Origin of the sequence: Idiomarina sp. (assembly GCF_019431395.1) — a bacterium.
In the GTDB taxonomy this organism is placed as follows: Bacteria; Pseudomonadota; Gammaproteobacteria; order Enterobacterales; family Alteromonadaceae; genus Idiomarina.
In genome coordinates this window covers 2,314,414-2,333,507 of the sequence record NZ_CP080268.1, presented here as the reverse complement: position 1 = coordinate 2,333,507, position 19,094 = coordinate 2,314,414, and the positions used below count along the sequence as shown (strand labels likewise).

Sequence of the window (19,094 nt, the reverse complement as noted above, 5' to 3'; positions counted from 1 at the left end):
GTATCTATGCCGTTAAATGTCATTAAACATGAGCCGTCGCAAACTGCCGATGCAGTTATTATTTGGCTTCATGGTCTGGGTGCATCGGGCAACGATTTTGTACCGATGACTGAGCATTTGCGTTTTGACAGTGCCAACATCCGTTTTCTATTTCCCAATGCCCCTCAGTTACCGGTCACTATAAACCAGGGAATGGTAATGCCGGCATGGTACGACATTACCGACATATCCATCGACCGAACCATTGATAGCAAGCAACTTCGGCAATCAGCTGCTGAAGTCCACGCATTAATAGATGAGCAAATAGAAAAAGGTATCGACAGTCAGCGGATCATTATCGCGGGCTTTTCGCAGGGCGGAGCGGTAGGTTACGAAGCTGCGTTGACGTATCCTAAGGCGCTGGGCGGATTGATGGCTCACTCCACTTACTTTGCCACTGCCTCAGACATAGAGCCGGCAAAGGCAAATGCCAAGTTACCGTTATTGATACAACACGGAACCCAGGATCCGGTCGTGCCCGAGTCTCTGGGACGCAAAGCGGTAGATGAATTAACGCAGCGAGGTTACCCGGTCACCTATCAAACCTACCCGATGCCACATTCTCTGTGTCTCGAGCAGGTTGAAGATATGAAGCGTTGGCTCGCTGACCGCTTCGCTTAAGCCAACTTAATCAGCTCGTCACACCATTGTGAGGCGAGCTTTTCTCCTCGTTCAAAGGTATCAATCATAAAGTTAACATGACCGACTTTACGCCCCGGGCGAGGCGCTTTCCCGTACCAATGGCAGTCAGCCGCTGATGCTTCCCATAACACTTCAGGCAATCCGTCCACGCCAATGGCGTTAATCATTAATGTGGGAGCGACTAAAAACTCGGGCAGTGGCAGTCCGGTGATACAACGAATATGCAGGTTAAATTGGTCGCAATTAGCACCGCTCATGGTCCAGTGACCAGAGTTGTGTACGCGAGGCGCTATCTCGTTTACCAACAGTTGTTGTTTCTCACCCTCTCCCACCACAAAAAACTCAATCGCTAATACACCAATATAATCGATATGATCGGTTAGTTTTTGATGGTATTGCTGTGCTAATGCCTCAAGTTCATCGGTGAACTGTTGTGCGCCGGCCATGCTGTAAGCCAGGATGCCATCATTATGTACGTTTAGCGTTAATGGATAACCGCGCTGCTCGCCATGGTGGTCACGCGCCGCAACCACAGATACCTCGTGGCTAAACGGAATCATGTCTTCGACAATTCCGGGACGTTGGCCGGCTTCCTGAATGATTGGGTCGGCATCTTGCCCGGGCTTCCAGCGCCACTGACCTTTACCGTCATAGCCTCCCCGGGCTGACTTGATGACTACCGCTTTATCGCAGTTTGATAGAATATCTCTAAGTTCATCAGTTGTCTGATAGGCTTGCCAGGGTGATGTTGGCACTCCAAGCTCATCGCACAATGACTTTTGCGTTCGCCGGTCAGTCAGTTGATTAAATCGTTCAGCCTTGATCAAAAATTTATCATGGGTCTGCTCGACCAGCGCTTCACCCAGGTGCTCGTGTTCCCATGTCACCACATCAGCCCAAGCTTTTGCTTCATCCAGCGACATCGGCAATGGTTGGTCGCTGGCTAATGGCATAACCTGTTGCTGTCGATCGCTGTATAAGATGCACTGATGACCTTGCTGAATGACCGCTTTGCCGAGCATTTGTCCGAGTTGGCCATTGCCCAAAATTAAAATATTCATTTAGGTAGCTCCAGGTCGGCATTAGCCATAACCTTGTCGCGCTGTTTAGCGCGGAACGCAGTCACCGCATCACGAACTTTTTGATCAAATGAGCCAATTATCTGTGCTGCAAGCAGTCCCGCATTAGCAGCGCCGGCATCACCAATAGCCAGAGTACCAACCGCTACTCCTTTCGGCATTTGCACAATAGACAATAGGCTGTCCAGGCCTTTGAGCTGTTTACTCGACACGGGCACCCCAAGAACCGGTAATGCGGTATGTGCTGCGAGCATGCCCGGCAAATGCGCGGCGCCGCCAGCGCCTGCGATAACGACTTTAGTATCAGTAGCTTCCGCCTGTTCCATGTGGAACTTGAGCAAATCAGGCGTACGGTGAGCAGATGCCACTTTCGCCTCCCAGTCAACACCAAGCTCTTCCAGCATCAAGGCCGCTTTTTGCATTGTCGGCCAATCAGATTGTGAGCCCATCAGAATAAGAACAGAAGCCATGAAGCACCTTTTAGATTGTACGGTTTGCGTAGGTCTGAAAAGCACGGAATTGTAGCCACAGGAGCGCTAAACTGCAAATCAATTGCAGGATTTTTGACCATATGTGATATCCAGTGATTAATACTAAGCGCTTATAGACTCACTGGTAATTTTAGGTATGGTATCGATAATACGATTAAAAACGCTGAGGTCGCGATGTTACTCTCATCTAAAGATTCCATTTTATTGATTGTCGATGCGCAGGAAAAACTGTTACCAGCGATTCACCAGCGCGATAACGTCACGTCACGTATGCGTTGGTTGGCAGAGATCGCACTGCAATTGGATATCCCGGTATTAATAACGGAACAGTATCCAAAGGGGCTGGGCTATACCGTTTCTGCGCTGCAGGAAATTATTGAGTCCGCCCGGGTTGTCGAGAAGACAAACTTCAGTGCGATGCAAGAACAAAGTTTTCGCGATGTATTAAGTGACTACGACAAAAAACAAGTTGTGGTAATGGGCATGGAAACCCATGTTTGTGTGTTACAAACAGCGATTGAAATGAAACAGGAAGGCTACCAGGTTTTCTTGCCGTCGGACTGTGTCGGGTCGCGCCGGCCAAACGATAAAGACTCTGCGATTACTCGTATGCGCGACAATAACGTCGAAATTATCACCTCCGAAATGGCAGCTTTTGAGTGGTTGCACAAGTCAGGTACCGACACATTCCGGCATATTAGTCGAAACTGGTTGAAATAATTTGACTTTTCATTGACACGCTTAACACAGGGTATATACTCGGGGGGCTGAGAAAATTCGGCTATTGATTTGAGATTTGTGTACGAAGTCCTCCTATGCTGTACCTCGTTTTGTAAGTCCAAGTAATACCTAAGTTTCTGAGCAATTGATTTTTAACATGCACTACGAGGAAATATCAGCATGTCTACTACTACTGGTAAAGTAAAATTCTTTAACGAAGCAAAAGGCTTCGGTTTCATCGAGCAAGAAAATGGCGCGGACGTATTCGTTCACTTCAGCGCTATCCAAGCTGACGGTTTCAAAACTTTGGCTGAAGGCCAACAAGTTTCTTTCACCGTAGCACAAGGTCCTAAAGGTCCTCAGGCTGAAAACGTTGTTCCTATGTAAGAACGCGTAATAAAGAATTCTAAAAAACGCCGCGCTGATTTCAGTGCGGCGTTTTTTTATGCCTAATAGACTTAAACTTTGTAAGGTTTTAGCCGATAATAAGCAGTATTGATTCAAATAAATCTATCGGCATTGCCTTAACGAGTAGCTATGAAAGATAACGGTCCGGTTACACAAAAAGAAAAACAAATTCCCGCACACTACCGGTTAGTATCATCAACTGACCTAAAAGGGGTTATAACGCACTGTAACCAAGATTTCGTGGATATTAGTGGCTATTCGCAGGAAGAACTAATTGGCTCGCCACATAACATCCTGCGTCATCCCGATGTGCCGGGGCCCGTATTCGAAAATATGTGGAAAACCATCAAGCGCGGCAAGCCCTGGATGGGCTTAGTCAAAAACCGTGCTAAAAATGGTGACCATTACTGGGTAAGTGCCTACGTAACACCGATTATGGAAAACGGTAAGCCCAGAGGTTTTGAGTCGGTTCGTGTACCAACCACAGATGAACGTAAGCAGCGAGCCATGGCAATTTATGAGCGCATCAACAATGGTCAGGCGCCTTTACCCTGGCTTAAACGCCTTGCCTATAGTACTCGCGACTTATCTCCCGTTGCCGTGCCCGGCCTTATCGCAACCGCGGTAGTCGGCACTCTGGCAGGCCTGACGCCAGCTATGGTTACTCTCGCAGGTACCGCTTTGTCTTCTGCACTGTATGGCCGCTATGTTAGTTCTATGATGCAGCGGCTTTTAGATAGTCGCCCTGAAGCATTTGATTCCGAGCTTGTCGGCATGACTTATTTTGCTACACACGGGCGTGAAGCACAGTTGTCCATGCTGTTACACAGCGAAGCAGCCCGAAATTATACCGCTCTGACGCGCATAAAAGATGCTGTTGGTGGTATTTTAAAAGTTGCGGAAGATACGCAAAAACAGGCAAGAGAAAGTCATGCCCAGGTCGACCGACAAACCGAAGCAACCGACCAAACCGCAACGGCCATGAATGAAATGGCAACGGCAATTCAAGAAGTCGCCGGTACCGTAGAACAAAATGCGAGCCAGGCCGACTTTGCGCGCCAAAATGTGGATCGCAGTGTTGCCTTAGCTCGCGAAGCAAGTGAAGTGATAGAAGGTCTACACCACGCCGTTGAGCAGATTGCAATGACGGTACAAGCGCTTGACCAGTCCACTGGCGCCATCGGCGAAGCAGCTGACCTAATTTCATCGATAGCAGATCAGACTAACTTATTAGCACTGAATGCCGCGATTGAAGCGGCTCGTGCTGGCGAGCATGGTCGCGGCTTTTCAGTCGTTGCTGACGAAGTTCGTAATCTCGCGTCCCGTACGACAGACTCTACCGATAGTATTCACCAAGTAATCGCTAAATTACGCGAACGTGCCAAGGATGCCGTTGATGTATCAAAACAGGGCGAACAGACCGCAGCAGATGGCGTAGAAAAAGTACGTAAAGCCGATGAGGCGTTACAAGAGATAGCACGTTCGATTGAACAAATTGCCGATATGTCCACACAGATGGCGTCAGCTGTCGAGGAGCAAAGCGGTGTTGCAGAGCACATTAGCGAACAGGTAACGAACATCTCTGACATAGCGAAGCAGACTCAACATACGTCTGAACAGACGGAGTCCTCAAGCCAACAACTCCAGGACACCGTCAAACAACTTTATGAGCTCATCGAGCGCTTTAATCTGAAGAATTGATCTCGGCTTTTTGTGAATGCTCGCGTCGCTCCGCTGCGCGGGCTGTTTCCTCTAAAAACTCAACGTCCTGCACATCCACTTTAGGAATTTCACCGCAGACATCACCACCTAACTTGTTCACCGCATTACATAGGTCAGAAACCTTTTGATCAAGCACGTCCACATGGTCCAGCATGCGTCCAATAGCAGTGGCAACCGGATCTGGATTATCTGCGGCTATCGCATAAGCATCAAAGCCATATGCTTTGGCCATTTTCTCTCTACGCTCAGAGGTTTCCTTATCAACGCCCGATTTTGCAACTCTCGCGGGGATACCTACCATGGTCGCTTTAGCAGGAACATCTCTAACCACAACAGCATTTGAGCCAATACGCGCTTGCTCGCCGACGGTTAACGGGCCAAGAACCTTGGCTCCCGCACCTATCACAACGCCATTTTTTAGTGTTGGATGTCGCTTGCCTTTATTCCAGCTGGTTCCACCCAATGTCACGCCATGGTAAAGCGTAACATCATCACCAATTTCCGCAGTTTCGCCAATAACGACGCCCATGCCATGATCAATAAAGAACCGACGCCCTATCGTGGCGCCCGGGTGTATTTCAACACCTGTTAGCCACCGCGCGATGTTCGACACAAAGCGTGCCAACCAATATAAACGCCAGCACCACAATTTATGGCTAAACCGATGAAACCAAATCGCATGAAGCCCGGGGTAATTAAATAGCACCTCAAAGGTATTTCTGGCCGCCGGATCCCGGTCAAAAACGCTGTTGATGTCTTCCCTGATACCACTAAAAAATGCCATGGCACACTCCCCTCATTGAGCCGTACTGGCCCGTCACTGAACAAACCGGTTTAGCAAGCGTTCGACGTCAGCTTGAATGGTCTCTTTCATACTGACTTCGTAACCTTCACGCTCTTTATCCATTTCACGAATTTTCTTTTTCGGAAACTTCTTACGGTTTTCATGTGTTGGCATGTGTTTGATTTTGTCATACATCTCATGCATCGCCGGATAATCTTTGGCGTAATCGTATTCTACAGATTCGGGTCTGTGATCCAGCAATACAACGATTCTCAAACAGCCTTCTGACAAAGGACATTGCTCCTGCTGCATAGCTTTCGCTATCGTGATGATGCTTTCGTCAATTCGGTCCACACGCTTCTGCACGGCTGCATCGCGTAACTGGTTTTGGTATTTTAGCCGTCGCACCAGTTTGGTTGCGTAAAATGCCAGAGCCATAATGATGGCAATACCAATTAGAATTACAATAATCGCTGTAGCAGACATTAGTACTCCTCGTCGTCCCACTCATCGTCGTCATCTAGATCAATACCCAATTGTTCTGCTAATTGTTCATAGCGATCGGATTTTTCGTCCAGATAAGCTTGTTCCTGCTCCGATAACGTCTCGCCCTGCTCAAACCGTTCAACCAAAGCCTGCAGCCGTTGGTCTTGCTCAAGCTGATGTAGTTCTTCTGCTGGGGTAAGCGCTTTGACCTCGGGCTTTTCAACAGGGTTCACTAACGGAATTTTGCGACGACTACCTTTACGAGGGTCAGTCTTCTGACCTTCAGTTCCGCTTTTAGACGCAGTTTTAGCGGTTGATACGTTATGCCGCTGTCCCGGCTTTTGGCCTTTGCCTTTTTTCTTGCCCTGCGTCGAACTTACACCATCATTATGGTCTTTGGGTTTCTTGGCGGGCGCTAGCGGACCTGGCTTTCTGGATTTTTTCTGGCGAGTCATACTCACTCCTAAAACTGACAATAACGGGTATTGTAACGTATAGAGGGTAGTTTAGTCAGTGAGTATTGAATGAGAAAGAAAAAAGGCGATGCTTTCGCATCGCCTGTCTTTCTCATATTTGGCAGCGCACTGCGATTATGAGAATGGTTGTCACTGCTTCCGAGTTGTTATTGCGGTCTTCCGTAACCTAGTTTTGTTATTGTTTTTATAGAGTAGGAGTTCCATTGCTCGTGACAATTTTACTCCCTGGATTATCGATTCATTGTTGTTCTGATTTTCGATAATCAACCTCGACCTCTTGTTATTTTTATGTGTCGAGTTAAGCCGTTTTAAAAACGATCTTGTTGTTATTATCTGCGAGCTTGTTTTTATTATTTAGCGCAATTGCCCTGCAGACGTTGTACAGACTACTTGATTGATTTTTTTAATCAATGATTTTATTGGTCTAAAAATCAACTTTTTTATAACTTTTTGTTTTTGTGTAGCCAAAACAGTTACATAATATAATTTTTGTTATAATCAAACTCTTCTACTACAGAAACTAAAAAGGCGACATCACTGTCGCCTTTTTACGTTATCGAACCCGGCCTTAGTAAAGTCCGTGCAAATACTCCGCCATCAGTTCAATTTCTTCGTCAGTCATCTTCTCGGCCACACCACGCATCATGCCGTTCGGGTCATTAGCGCGCTCGCCGCTGCGGAACATTTTTAATTGCGACTTAATGTATGCCGGGTATTGACCTGAAATATCCGGGAACGCTGCTAAGCCCATACCGTTACCTTTTGGTCCATGACAACCTGCACAAGATGGAACCATAGATTCAGGGTTGCCGCGACGGTATAAGTCAGCTCCGGATGCAATTAGCTCTTCAGGCGTATCGCCCTTAGGTTCATCCTGTGACGCATAGAACGCCGCCAAATCAGCCATATCTTGTTGTGACAGGCTGGCAACCTGGCCCATCATGATGGCGTTATTACGACCTTCTTCACCGCCACTCTCAGCTGCAGCTTTAAAGTCCATCAGCTGTTTAAACAAGTACTTCTCATGCTGTCCGGCAAGGTGCGGGTACATATCGGTTGGCGACTGTCCCTGAGGGCCGTGACACGCGGCGCAGACTTGTGACTTATTCTTTCCAGCTTCCGGGTCACCTTGCTGTGCCAGGGCAACACCGGTTGAGCCAAGAAATAACCCCAAAATGATTGCGAATTTTTTCATGTTTGCTTCTCTTGTATCTCTGGAGGCGGAGGTCGCCGACATACATCGCGTTCGATTCGATAGATTGCTATTTTACACAAAACTCGTGTGGATTAAACGATTAAAACGCATTCGATCACGATTTGATCATTGGCGGCAGTGTTTAGATCCGTCATAATGGCGGCTGAAATATACACTAAGTCCCAACCAAGAGTTAACCAAACCGTGTCGGAATCCAAAGCGATTAATTATCAAACCGCAAAATTTATTACCAGCGCACCGAATATTCGCAAGCTTCCCGATGATACCGGTATCGAGATCGCGTTTGCGGGACGTTCTAATGCCGGCAAGTCGAGTGCACTCAATACACTAACACGGCAAAAGTCGCTTGCGCGAACCAGTAAAACGCCTGGCCGCACACAACTAATTAATGTGTTTGAACTGGATACCGGCGAGCGGCTTATAGACTTACCCGGCTATGGCTTTGCTAAGGTCCCAATGGCTGTTAAAGAGCAATGGCAACAAGCCCTTTCCGAGTACTTACAAAAACGTGAGTCACTTAAAGGTATTGTTGTGCTTATGGATATACGCCATCCGTTTAAAGAGACTGATCAGGAACTTATTTACTGGGCGGTTAGCTGCGACATCCCGGTTTTAGCCTTACTCACTAAAGCGGATAAGCTTAAGCAGGGGGCAAGAAAAAATATCGTATTAAAAGCTCGCCAGGCCGCCATCGCTTTTAATGGCGACGTGCAAGTTGAAGCGTTCTCCTCGCTGAAAAAGTTTGGTGTCGATAAAGTCGAGGCTAAATTGAATCAATGGTTTGGTTATGACGCAGACGAATGATTCTGCTCCGGCTCAAGCTTGGTTGCTTTTAGGTTTACTTGCGCTAATTTGGGGAAGTTCTTTTTTACTCATTAAAAAAGGTCTAATCGCCTTCGGTCCAATGGAAGTCGGTGCACTACGTATCTCCTCTGCAGGCCTTGTGTTACTTCCGTTGGTAGCAAAGAGACTGAATAAAATCACACCAAAGCATTGGGCTAAGCTTGCCAGTGTCGGGCTGGTAGGAAGTCTTGGCCCTGCTTTTATGTTTGCGATTGCGCAAACACAGATAGCCAGTGGTATAACCGGCGTCCTAAATGCATTAACACCCATTGCAACCTTGATTATCGGCGTAACATTGTTCCATCAACGCGCCAAGCTGACTCAAATAATCGGCGTTATGGTTGGCCTTTTGGGTACCCTGCTTTTAATGACAGCAAGTGCTGACGGCGGTTGGCATTTTAATGCTTATGCGCTGCTTATTTTAGTCGCTACCATTTGCTACGGCATGAACCTTAACCTGATAAAACATAAGATTGCGGACCTTAGCCCTTTAACGATTACCGGCGTTAGTTTGTTAATGGCCAGTGTGCCAGCAACGATTTATTTATTTACCGGCACCGATTTTATTCAGCAAGTACAACAACCCAATGCGATGCTGTCCCTGGCTGCCGTGCTCGTGCTTGGTGTGGTAGGTACAGCCGGCGCATTAATTATATTTAACCACGTAGTTCAGCTTACCAATACGGTATTTACCAGTTCAGTGACCTACCTAATTCCAATTGTTGCAATGCTATTGGGAATTTTTGACGGTGAAGTATTTTTGTTCCAACACGGGTTAGGCATGCTGGCCATTTTAGTTGGTGTTTGGTTTGCTAACCGTCGAGGCCGTTCAGGAATGGCTGGTATTCCGAAGCAAGACAAACAGCCATAAAAAAGCCCGACTCAATGAGTCGGGCGAAAACTACAATCCAGGGAGAACAATTTTTGAGGGCTGGTTTGTTCAGTCCAATAACTTGCCCTCACTTACTCCGACTAAGTCGCTTAAAAAAAGTTCATAATGATGCAAATTTTTTAATGTGCTTCGTCCCAATTTATACCGACACCGGCCTCTGCAATTAACGGCACATCCAGGCTCGCTGCCTGCTCCATGACATCACTAAGTTTTTTCACATAGGTATCAATTTTTTGCTCAGCAATCTCGAAAACCAGTTCATCATGTACCTGCATTAACATTCGTACGTCATCCTGGCATTGCTGCTTCGCTATCCACTCATCAACCGCGAGCATTGCGCGCTTAATGATGTCAGCAGCAGTCCCCTGCATAGGGGCGTTTATTGCAGCACGCTCCGCAGCTTTGCGTCGGGCACCATTAGACGCCTTGATGTCAGGTAGCGGCAGACGACGGCCGTAAAGTGTTTTCACATACCCTTGTTCTTTCGCGAGTTTGCGTGTCTCTTCCATGTAGTTGAGCACCCCTGGGAAGCGCTCAAAATAACGGTCCATGTAATGTTGCGCCTCGTACCGCGGAATATCCAATTGGCGAGCCAGGCCGAAAGCCGACATACCATAGATTAGACCAAAGTTGACGGCCTTAGCTCGACGCCGTTGTTCATCGGTAACCTCGTCCAACGAACACGAAAAGACTTCAGCCGCTGTTGCACGGTGAATATCTTTACCTTCAGCGAACGCAGTAAGCAGCGCCTTGTCTTGGGATAAGTGCGCCATAATCCGCAATTCAATTTGGCTATAGTCGATAGCTACCACTTTATAACCGCTTTCCGCGATAAACGCCTTGCGAACACGACGACCCTCTTCGGTACGGATCGGTATGTTCTGCAGGTTAGGATCAGTCGATGAAAGTCGACCCGTTGCAGCGACCGCTTGCTGATATGACGTATGCACTCTGCCAGTACCAGGGTTAATCATTTTCGGTAACTTATCGGTGTACGTTGATTTTAATTTTGACAAGCTACGATGGCGCAGAATCACGTCCGGCAAAGGATAGTCATGCGCAAGCTCGTGTAACACATCTTCTGCGGTCGAGGGAGCACCTTTTGGCGTTTTCTTTATAACCGGCAGCTCAAGTTTTTCGAATAAAATCTGCTGCAACTGCTTGGTTGAGCCCAGATTAAACTCCTCACCAGCGATATCAAACGCTTTACGTTCATATTCCGTTAATAGCTGCTCGATATCGTGGCTCTGCTGCGCCAGCATATCAGCGTCAATTTTTACGCCATACTCTTCCATGTCTGTAAGCACCGGTATCAACGGCACTTCGATGTCACAAAGTACCGACATGAGCTCATCGCTGGTGTCTTTTACTTTGTTCCAGAGCACGTCATGCAGCCGTAGTGTCACATCCGCATCTTCTGCTGCATACGGAGCAGCCTGGTCTAACGCAATTTGATTAAATGTCAGCTGCTTCGCGCCTTTGCCGGCAATATCTTCGAACTTCACCGGCTTATGATTTAAATATTGCAGGCTCAGGGTATCCATATCGTGTCGCGAACCCACACTGTTAAATACGTAGGAAGCCAGCATGGTGTCGTTTTTTATGCCGCCAAGACGAATACCATAACGACGCAATATATGTGCGTCGTACTTAAGGTTCTGCCCTACTTTTTGTGGTGTTTCAGCTTCAAGAAGCGGTTTTAACTGCTCCAGCAACCACGCACGGTCGACTTGATCCGGTGCTTCCATGTAATCATGTGCCACCGGTATATAAACGCCCTCGCCAGCCTTCACTGCCAGCGAAACACCAACCAGTTCGGCTTCCATGTACTTAAGGCTGGTAGTCTCGGTATCGAATGCAAAGTATTCAGCCTGTTGCAATGTTTCGAGGTAGTCACGAACCTCCTGCTCGGTGAACAGGGTTTTATAATCGTCATGTGAGATGCTGGTTTCTGGTCCGTCAGATTCACCAGCTTCAATACCTAGTGCCTGGTCTGTAGCTGCACCACTTTCATGTAACTCGCCCAGCCAGCGGCGGAATTCACATTGCCCGTATAACTCGGCTAATTTCTTATTATCAGCAGTCTCAATCGCCAGTTGTTGCGGGCTAAACTCCAGCTCCACATCACATTTAATCGTGGCCAGTTCGCGTGACATCAGTAGTTGATCACGAAACTCGGTTAACTTGGCCGGCATTGATTTTGCGCCCCGAAAACTTAACTGCGTTACCGCGTCAATATCCTCATAAATCGCGTCAATCGATGGAATGCCTTGCAGCATAGCTTGTGCAGTCTTCTCACCAACTTTCGGCAACCCCGGAATGTTGTCCGAGCTATCACCCATCAGTGCGAGGTAATCAATAATTTGGTTTGGCTCAACACCAAACTTTTGCTTTACACCCGCCTCATCCAGCAAGGTATCGGTCATGGTATTGATCAGCATGACGTGCTCATTGACCAGCTGCGCCATATCTTTATCGCCGGTGCTAATCAGCGTAAAGCGCCCTTCCTCGCCTGCCTGCGTGGCCAGGGTACCAATAACATCGTCAGCTTCCACCCCGTCTATGCATAACAGAGGCAATCCCATTGCTCTTACAATATCGTGCAACGGCTCGATTTGGCTACGCAGGTCATCTGGCATCGGTGGCCGGTGTGCCTTATATTCCGCATAAATATCGCTACGAAACGTTTTCCCTTTTGCATCAAATACTACGGCCATATTTTCTGGCTTATAGCGCTTAAGTAAACTGCGCAACATGTTAACAACGCCGTATATGGCACCGGTCGGTTCACCTTTAGAATTGGTCAGGTGTGGCGGAGCGTGGAACGCACGAAATAAATAAGAGGAACCATCAACAAGAACAAAGGGATTTTCGGGTACTGATTTGGTCATTAATTGAGCCTGTCGTATCGCTTTTGCATAGTTGGCAAAGGATGCCATAGGTCGACCAGCAAGGCTAGCGACAGCAACTGTATATCTTGTGGATAACTCTGTTGACAATTAGTTCTTCCACAGCAAGAAAATAATTTTCTTCCGTGTCGCTTTCGACTGCAAAGGCTTGTTTTTGAAGGGGTTTAATACAGCAGGCATCCCATTGTGCCCATCTTTTTATTTTTATATTCCCGTGTGGAAATATTTTTTATCCGTTTGATGCACAACGAGACTTCAGTGCAAAACGGTCAGTTAGATTAACACAAATTTTTTAGTGATCTAGGACTATGTGATATTTTCTTAGACCTTTTTGTAAGACATTCACGTATTCCTTATAAACAATCATTTTTTTATTCGGTATTTCAATGCATTGGCAACTAGCTGACGCCAACGATCCCTTTTACTACTGGCATAATTTTGATGTCGTCCGGCGCTGGGTCTTAACTTATCACGACAAATTATTGTCAGTTAGGCAGCGCACGATATTAGCTGAGTACCTTGCCTTACCCAAAGATGCTCAATGTCTTTGGTTGAGGCTGTTTATGCGTAAGGGCGAGTTATTCCGGGTCGATCGCTTGTCGTATGGCGAAATTAATATACCTATTGCATTAAAAACACTTAACAACCGCGGTTGGATTGAATCCGTTAAAGAGCCTGATAAAGACAGTTTGCTCATTTTTACGATAGCTGAACTCAGTAACTTTTATAATCTAAAACGAACAACTAAAACCGATAAAAAGTCATTGGTGGAGGAGCTTTCAACTGCGGTTTCTACGCTGCCGGGCGAGCTTGTTCGGCTGCGACAAAATGACTGCTTTAATGAGCTATCGATGCTGTTCTTTGGCAATAGCCACCAGCAAATTTCTGAGTTTGTTGTTGCTGCACTAGGCCATGTTCGCTACGAGAACTATCACATTCGTCCGCACGCGGTATTTCCTGATCAGGAGACGTTCCACTATTTTTGCCAGTTAGAATCTATACGACGCTACTACCGGGAACTGAGTAGCCACGATGAAGTCATTGCACTGGCGCAAGGTTTAATTAATAACCCTCTGATAAAATACGTTCCGGAGCGTCTGAAAAACAAAACTAACCAATTAATAAACCGGATAGCCCGTGATTGCGAGCGAGCCAAGCAGATTGACTTAGCTTTACGGCTTTATCGATACGCTGAAAGGCCGCCGAGTCGCGAACGTCAGGCAAGGCTGTTATATAAATTAGACTCTGATACTTGCTATTCATTGCTGCTGGACATGGTCGAACGACCATGGGATGAGCCAGAACGCAACGTTGCATCACAGTTACTCAAACGTTGGTTTAAACAGCATAATGGCAATGCTGAATTCGCTATACCCAGCGCAGCAGCAGCATTAGACTTCAAGCCCCGACAGGTCGAACAGGCCGCGCTCGCCTATTACGTAGCACAGGGCTGGAGTGGCCTTCACGCTGAGAATATAATTGTGCAGTCGTTATTTGGGCTCATTTTCTGGGATATCATCTTCGCCGACGTCGATGGTGCATTTATTCATCCGTTTCAGCGCGGTCCCCGCGATCTTAATTCACCCGGTTTTTACCGTAAGCGTAAGGCCAAGATTCAACGTCGGCTAACATCGCTGGCAAAGCATCCCGATGTCGTTAAGTCACGGATTAGACACCAATTGCAGACCAAGCAAGGATTGGCAAACCCATTTATTCCATGGAAGTGGCAGCAGCTTGACGATGTTATTGTTTGGTTAGACCGAATACCTATTCCCGTGTGGTGCAATATTTTCGAGCGCCTTGCGTTCGACGTAAAGAACAATCGTAGTGGCTTTCCTGATCTCTGGTTGTATAAGCAGGGCGAGGTTAAATTAGTTGAAGTTAAAGCTCCGGGCGATTCGCTGCGGCTCAACCAACAGCGGTGGTTACGACACTTAACCCAGAATGATGTCAATGTAATCGTATTGAACGTTAATCCATTGAATGCCTTAAATGCTCAATAACCGGCGCTATTTGAGGAAGCTCACACTGCCACCACAGTCGATAGCTCTCTGCAGCCTGCCCGACCAGCATGCCTAAGCCATCACTAAGCTGAGCTTCGCTGACCGCGGCTGTGTGGGCTAAAAACGATGTTCTGCCGGGACCATAAACCATGTCATACACAAACTGCGCGCCACCAAGCACGGTGGTAGGTACATCAGGCAGCTTGCCGGATAGGGAGGCGCTCGTTGCATTAATAACAATATCGACGCCACTAACCGTCTGCCAAGTTGTTACTGCCCGAACATTTGCATGTCCATCGCCGAGTTGCTGTGCTTTAATTGCCGTACGATTAGCGATCCACACAGTCTCGGGGTTTGCGTCCAGGATATTCTTTAAAACACCTCGTGTTGCGCCGCCGGCCCCTAAAATAAGAACTCTACGGCCAGCAATATCGATGCCCTGTCTTCTTATATCGCGGAGTAGTCCCGCGCCATCCGTGTTTGCGCCTAACAGCCCTCCGGCTGGTAATGGAATTAACGTATTAACCGCACCACTGGCGCGCGCTTCCTCGGTCAATTTTGTCGCCTGCTGCCAGGCCTGTTGTTTAAACGGCACGGTAACATTAGCGCCAGCTAATCCCTGATTAAATTCCGTTGCGATAGTGCGCGCAAAACCATGCAGGGAAACAAGCTGCTTTTTATAGCTGATTTCATGTCCGTATTGCTTTGCAAACAGAGCGTGAATATCCGGCGAGCGACTATGACTTATCGGATTGCCGAAGACGCAAAAACGACGCATAACTAACCGCCTTGGCCGGGGCTCATGTTTGCCCAGTCTTTGGGTAATAAGAAATACTCAGTAAGCGCAGCTTCCGGAGAACCTGGCTCTGGTGCCCAGTCGTATTCCCACCGCACCATCGGCGGCATCGACATAAGAATTGACTCAGTGCGGCCTCCGGTCTGCAAACCGAAAAGGGTTCCGCGGTCCCAGACTAGATTAAATTCTACATAACGCCCGCGGCGGTATAGTTGAAACTGCCGCTGTTGGTCTGTGTAATTAGTATCTTTACGTTTTTGTACAATCGGTTCATAGCCATCGCAAAACGCGTCACCAACTGCTTTAATGACAGCAAATGCATCATCGAAAGAACGATCATTTAAGTCATCAAAAAAAACCCCTCCAACACCTCGCGCTTCGTTGCGATGCTTTAGATAAAAGTAATCATCACACCAGGTTTTATATTTTGAGTACAAGGTATCGTCGACGGCATCCAGGGTCTTTTTCGCATGTTGATGCCAATAAATGACGTCTTCTTCAACAGCATAAAAAGGTGTCAGGTCAAATCCTCCACCGAACCACCACACCGGCTCTTCGCCTGGTTTTTCGGCAATAAAAAAACGAACATTCATATGCACCGTTGGCACATGCGGATTTTTGGGATGAAACACTAACGAGACGCCACACGCATTAAAGTCTCGTCCCTCTAATTCAGGACGATGAGCGGTCGCACTTTTGGGTAATTGCTCGCCATAAACATGGGAAAAGCCGATACCAGCCTGCTCAAAAATTTTGCCCTCTTTCATTACCCGCGAACGGCCACCACCGCCCTGCTCCCGCTGCCATTGGTCCTGCTGAAACTGACCCTCGCCATCTAGACTTTCAATACGCTCACAGATTTGATCTTGCAAGTGCATCAGGTAAGCGAGTACGGGCTTCAGTTTTTGTTCATTCATGACTGTCTAAATACCTTTTTAGTCAAGGGATCGATAATTTGACTCGGCGCAGCAGCCCCGCCGACATCTGCATCCATAATCCAGTTTAGTGCATCACCAAAATACGCTCGAACTTCATCGGCTGTGCGAGCAGGCTCTTCACCGGCTGGGTTTGCACTGGTTGAGACTAGCGGCGTTCCCAGCTTTCGACACAGTTCCCGTGCCGGCTCGAAAGCCGTGACGCGCACTGCTATGGTCTCTCGGCCACCGGTTAGTAAATTAGATACGGATTTGCGCGCGGGCAAAATTAATGTTGTTGGTCCGGGCCAATGAGAGAACACCGAAAAGCGTTTATCCTGACCTATGGCCTGATCATCAACATAAGGTAATAGCTGGCTGTAATCCGCTGCGATTAAAATCAGTCCCTTGTCGACGGGACGCTGTTTTAGATCCAGTATTTTTTGAATCGCAATATCGTTAGTGGGATCACAGCCCAAACCAAAAACAGCTTCCGTTGGATAGGCAATTACGCCCTCGAGCAACGCTTCTCGCGCCGAAGTAATATCATCTGGGGTCAACGCTTAGTTCTCCAACATATAAAAGTTAGTCAAAATTATAACGCGTCAGACTTGTAATCACAGGATTTTTGCGCACATACGTGGCGCTCGACACCATGCTGCTTTTTACGCAACAGCAATGGATACTGACATAACGGACAGGTTGCTTGTATTGGCGGGAGATTTACTGAAAACTCGCATTGTGGGTATTTATCGCAGGCGTAAAAGCTCCGCCCTGTTCGCGTTGTTTTCTGGATCAGTTTGCCGTCACGGCTTTCGCGTTGGCACTCAGGGCAGGCAACAGTCGGTTGTTGCGATGAGTTTTGGTCGGGCTCTGCAACAAAATCGCAGCCAGGATAACCACTACAGCCGACGAACAAGCCATAACGGCCACTTTTTAACTGTAGCTCACGTCCACACTCAGGGCACTCAACACCTAGCCCTTCAGGCTCGATATCGGCTTGGTCACGCAACCCCTGGGTATACTCGCAGGCAGGAAATGCAGAACACGCTAAAAAGCTGTTATGCCCTTTATGCTTTACCTGCAATTCACTACCACATTCCGGACAACGCTGCATTAAACCTGACTACCTCCGTCATTACTGACGCCTGTTTAGTGCAATGGCCCGTCTGGCTCCTCAAATAGTAAACCTTCCATTTGATCGTAAGCCGCTTCATGACCTGGCAGATTAAACAGTACCATCAACACAACCCACTTAAGGTCATCAAGGTTAAAGTTTGCAGTTTCAAGCTCCATTACCCGGTCGATGACCATTTCTCGCGTTGCAAAGTCTAACACACCGAGATTTTCGAGATAAATCAAAAAACCCCGGCACTGACAATCGAGCCGGGAAACTTCCTGCTCGGTAAAAATCCGAACCGACTGCGACGGTTGAGAGGTTAAGAAAGATTTTCCCTCACTGTCCTGCAAATCGGCTAAACGCTCCAGCCAAGCCAGTGCTTTTTGGATCTCTTGTCGATGAAAACCTGCCCGGGCAAGCTCATCAGTTAGCTCATCATGGTCGACAACGACCTCTTGTTCCGAGTGAATGTAGTTCTCGAACAAGTACATGAGGATATCAAACATAGTTTAGCGCCTCCCCACTCTGATATAACCACCCGGTACTGCTGCTACAGCGCCCTGTAATTCGAGTAATAATAATTGTTCCGTTACTTTGGCTGCAGAAAGACCACTACGTTCGATTAACTTATCGACACTAGTGACCTCTAGCCCCACATTAGCTAACAATTTATCGTTTGCCAAGCTTTCTGTGATTGGCTGAGGCTGAGTCTTGGCAGGGCCTTGTTTAAAATCAACTCCGACCCATTCGGCAACTTGCTGAGGGTGGTAAAGCAACTCCGCACCCTGCCGAATTAACCAGTGGCAGCCCTCATGCTCCGACGCAAACAAAGGTCCGGGAACCGCTCCGACATGGCGACCTTGATTTATTGCAGCAAGCGCAGTCGAAATAGAGCCGCTGCGCAGCGCTGCTTCCATCACCACCACACCATGACTTATGCCACTAATAATACGGTTGCGTCGTGGAAAATGATCCATTCGGGCTTGAATCCCCGGTGGGAATTCAGAAATCAGTACGCCTTGATGGGATATCAATCGATGTAATTGTCGGTTCCGCGCAGGATAGATTTGATCAATCCCGGTGCCTAACACCGCAATTGTGCGTCCACTTTCGATTGCTGATTTATGCGCTTGCGCATCGATACCCATAGCAAGCCCACTGACCACCACCAAGCCGTTTTCGGCGCATTCACCGGCAAACCAATCGGTGGCATGCAAGCCACTATGTGATGCTTTACGTGAACCTACGATAGCTATACCAGTAGCGTTAATCAGCTCTGCTCGTCCCTGATAAAACAATAGCCAGGGCGGATCATCTATTTGCCTTAAACGGTCAGGATATTCATGATCATAAAAACCTATCACTCCCTGATTGCTGAATTCCTGCCAAGCCAACGTAGCCTTAACCCACTTTGCGTCTACCGGTTTTAGCGATTGCCCCCATCGGTCAATTACCTCGCTGGTACTTTTCAGCTCCCTCGCAGCCTTTCTTATCTCTTGGTTTGCACGATTAAGCCCCAATAATATACATACATCCTGTTGATTCATGGACTGT

At 47.6% G+C, this 19,094-nt stretch carries 20 protein-coding genes; 7 read left to right on the top strand and 13 right to left on the bottom strand.

The genetic code is table 11. From position 1 onward, the window contains the following. The first annotated feature begins 6 nt into the window (after window positions 1–6). Entirely contained in the window at window positions 7–660 is a 654-nt protein-coding gene (locus tag KZ771_RS11275) for a dienelactone hydrolase family protein (RefSeq protein WP_290653541.1), read from the top strand. On the opposite strand, the gene KZ771_RS11270 is transcribed toward KZ771_RS11275, so the two are convergent. Then, window positions 657–1,742 (bottom strand): ATP-grasp domain-containing protein, encoded by a 1,086-nt coding sequence (locus KZ771_RS11270; protein WP_290653539.1) that lies wholly within the window; start codon window positions 1,740–1,742, stop codon window positions 657–659. The two genes, KZ771_RS11275 and KZ771_RS11270, sit on opposite strands and share 4 nt — an antisense overlap. Then, entirely contained in the window at window positions 1,739–2,230 is a 492-nt protein-coding gene (purE, locus tag KZ771_RS11265) for a 5-(carboxyamino)imidazole ribonucleotide mutase (RefSeq protein ID WP_290653537.1), read from the bottom strand. The genes KZ771_RS11270 and purE overlap by 4 nt, the downstream gene beginning before the upstream one ends. Before the next feature lie 195 nt (window positions 2,231–2,425). Between purE and KZ771_RS11260 the strand changes: the two genes are divergently transcribed. From KZ771_RS11260 to KZ771_RS11250, 3 genes are all read left to right on the top strand, one after another. After that, complete coding sequence (locus KZ771_RS11260) at window positions 2,426–2,971, top strand: hydrolase (protein ID WP_290653535.1); 546 nt, start codon at window positions 2,426–2,428, stop codon at window positions 2,969–2,971. Window positions 2,972–3,151: 180 nt separating this feature from the next. After that, window positions 3,152–3,358: a cold-shock protein gene (locus KZ771_RS11255; RefSeq protein WP_006954095.1), complete on the top strand. Its 207-nt coding sequence runs from the start codon at window positions 3,152–3,154 to the stop codon at window positions 3,356–3,358. A 150-nt stretch (window positions 3,359–3,508) separates the two neighbouring features. Continuing rightward, window positions 3,509–5,080, top strand: coding sequence for a PAS domain-containing methyl-accepting chemotaxis protein (locus KZ771_RS11250; protein WP_290653533.1), 1,572 nt, complete (start codon window positions 3,509–3,511; stop codon window positions 5,078–5,080). Here KZ771_RS11250 and cysE read toward each other — a convergent pair. The 4 genes from cysE to KZ771_RS11230 form a co-directional block, all read right to left on the bottom strand. After that, the gene (cysE, locus tag KZ771_RS11245; RefSeq protein WP_290653531.1) at window positions 5,064–5,885 is read right to left on the bottom strand and encodes a serine O-acetyltransferase; all 822 of its coding nucleotides are present in this window, start codon (window positions 5,883–5,885) and stop codon (window positions 5,064–5,066) included. The genes KZ771_RS11250 and cysE overlap by 17 nt on opposite strands. 33 nt (window positions 5,886–5,918) lie before the next feature. After that, window positions 5,919–6,371, bottom strand: a complete 453-nt coding sequence (locus tag KZ771_RS11240; RefSeq protein WP_290573667.1) for a DUF2489 domain-containing protein — start codon at window positions 6,369–6,371, stop codon at window positions 5,919–5,921. After that, window positions 6,371–6,826: a Der GTPase-activating protein YihI gene (yihI, locus tag KZ771_RS11235; RefSeq protein ID WP_290653529.1), complete on the bottom strand. Its 456-nt coding sequence runs from the start codon at window positions 6,824–6,826 to the stop codon at window positions 6,371–6,373. The genes KZ771_RS11240 and yihI overlap by 1 nt, the downstream gene beginning before the upstream one ends. A 589-nt stretch (window positions 6,827–7,415) precedes the next feature. After that, window positions 7,416–8,042 carry a c-type cytochrome gene (locus tag KZ771_RS11230; RefSeq protein WP_290573669.1) on the bottom strand — a complete coding sequence of 209 codons (627 nt, stop codon included), beginning with the start codon at window positions 8,040–8,042 and terminating at the stop codon, window positions 7,416–7,418. Between the two features lie 222 nt (window positions 8,043–8,264). On the opposite strand from KZ771_RS11230, the gene yihA reads away from it, so the two are divergent. Beyond that, the gene (gene yihA / locus KZ771_RS11225) at window positions 8,265–8,867 is read left to right on the top strand and encodes a ribosome biogenesis GTP-binding protein YihA/YsxC (RefSeq protein ID WP_290573675.1); all 603 of its coding nucleotides are present in this window, start codon (window positions 8,265–8,267) and stop codon (window positions 8,865–8,867) included. After that, window positions 8,851–9,777 carry a DMT family transporter gene (locus KZ771_RS11220; protein WP_290653527.1) on the top strand — a complete coding sequence of 309 codons (927 nt, stop codon included), beginning with the start codon at window positions 8,851–8,853 and terminating at the stop codon, window positions 9,775–9,777. Before yihA ends, KZ771_RS11220 begins: the two co-directional genes overlap by 17 nt. 140 nt (window positions 9,778–9,917) lie before the next feature. Here KZ771_RS11220 and polA read toward each other — a convergent pair whose 3' ends face one another. After that, complete coding sequence (gene polA, locus KZ771_RS11215; RefSeq protein ID WP_290653525.1) at window positions 9,918–12,689, bottom strand: DNA polymerase I; 2,772 nt, start codon at window positions 12,687–12,689, stop codon at window positions 9,918–9,920. 404 nt (window positions 12,690–13,093) lie between these two features. On the opposite strand from polA, the gene KZ771_RS11210 reads away from it, so the two are divergent. Further along, a complete protein-coding gene (locus tag KZ771_RS11210) occupies window positions 13,094–14,710 on the top strand; it encodes a VRR-NUC domain-containing protein (RefSeq protein ID WP_290653523.1) in 1,617 nt (538 codons plus the stop codon). Here the strand turns inward: KZ771_RS11210 and aroE are convergent. Genes aroE through dprA form a run of 6 tightly spaced genes read right to left on the bottom strand, consistent with a single transcriptional unit; the run spans window position 14,679 to window position 19,087 of the window. Then, window positions 14,679–15,488, bottom strand: coding sequence for a shikimate dehydrogenase (gene aroE / locus KZ771_RS11205; protein ID WP_290653521.1), 810 nt, complete (start codon window positions 15,486–15,488; stop codon window positions 14,679–14,681). The genes KZ771_RS11210 and aroE overlap by 32 nt on opposite strands. A 2-nt stretch (window positions 15,489–15,490) precedes the next feature. Continuing rightward, a complete protein-coding gene (hemF, locus tag KZ771_RS11200; protein ID WP_290653519.1) occupies window positions 15,491–16,423 on the bottom strand; it encodes an oxygen-dependent coproporphyrinogen oxidase in 933 nt (310 codons plus the stop codon). Then, window positions 16,420–16,980 (bottom strand): Sua5/YciO/YrdC/YwlC family protein, encoded by a 561-nt coding sequence (locus KZ771_RS11195; RefSeq protein ID WP_290653517.1) that lies wholly within the window; start codon window positions 16,978–16,980, stop codon window positions 16,420–16,422. Before KZ771_RS11195 ends, hemF begins: the two co-directional genes overlap by 4 nt. 35 nt (window positions 16,981–17,015) lie before the next feature. Further along, window positions 17,016–17,537 carry a topoisomerase DNA-binding C4 zinc finger domain-containing protein gene (locus tag KZ771_RS11190; RefSeq protein ID WP_290653515.1) on the bottom strand — a complete coding sequence of 174 codons (522 nt, stop codon included), beginning with the start codon at window positions 17,535–17,537 and terminating at the stop codon, window positions 17,016–17,018. Between the two features lie 35 nt (window positions 17,538–17,572). Next, window positions 17,573–18,046 (bottom strand): DUF494 family protein, encoded by a 474-nt coding sequence (locus KZ771_RS11185; protein ID WP_290653513.1) that lies wholly within the window; start codon window positions 18,044–18,046, stop codon window positions 17,573–17,575. A gap of 3 nt (window positions 18,047–18,049) precedes the next feature. Further along, window positions 18,050–19,087 (bottom strand): DNA-processing protein DprA, encoded by a 1,038-nt coding sequence (dprA, locus tag KZ771_RS11180; protein WP_290653511.1) that lies wholly within the window; start codon window positions 19,085–19,087, stop codon window positions 18,050–18,052. Between the last annotated feature and the right edge of the window lie 7 nt (window positions 19,088–19,094).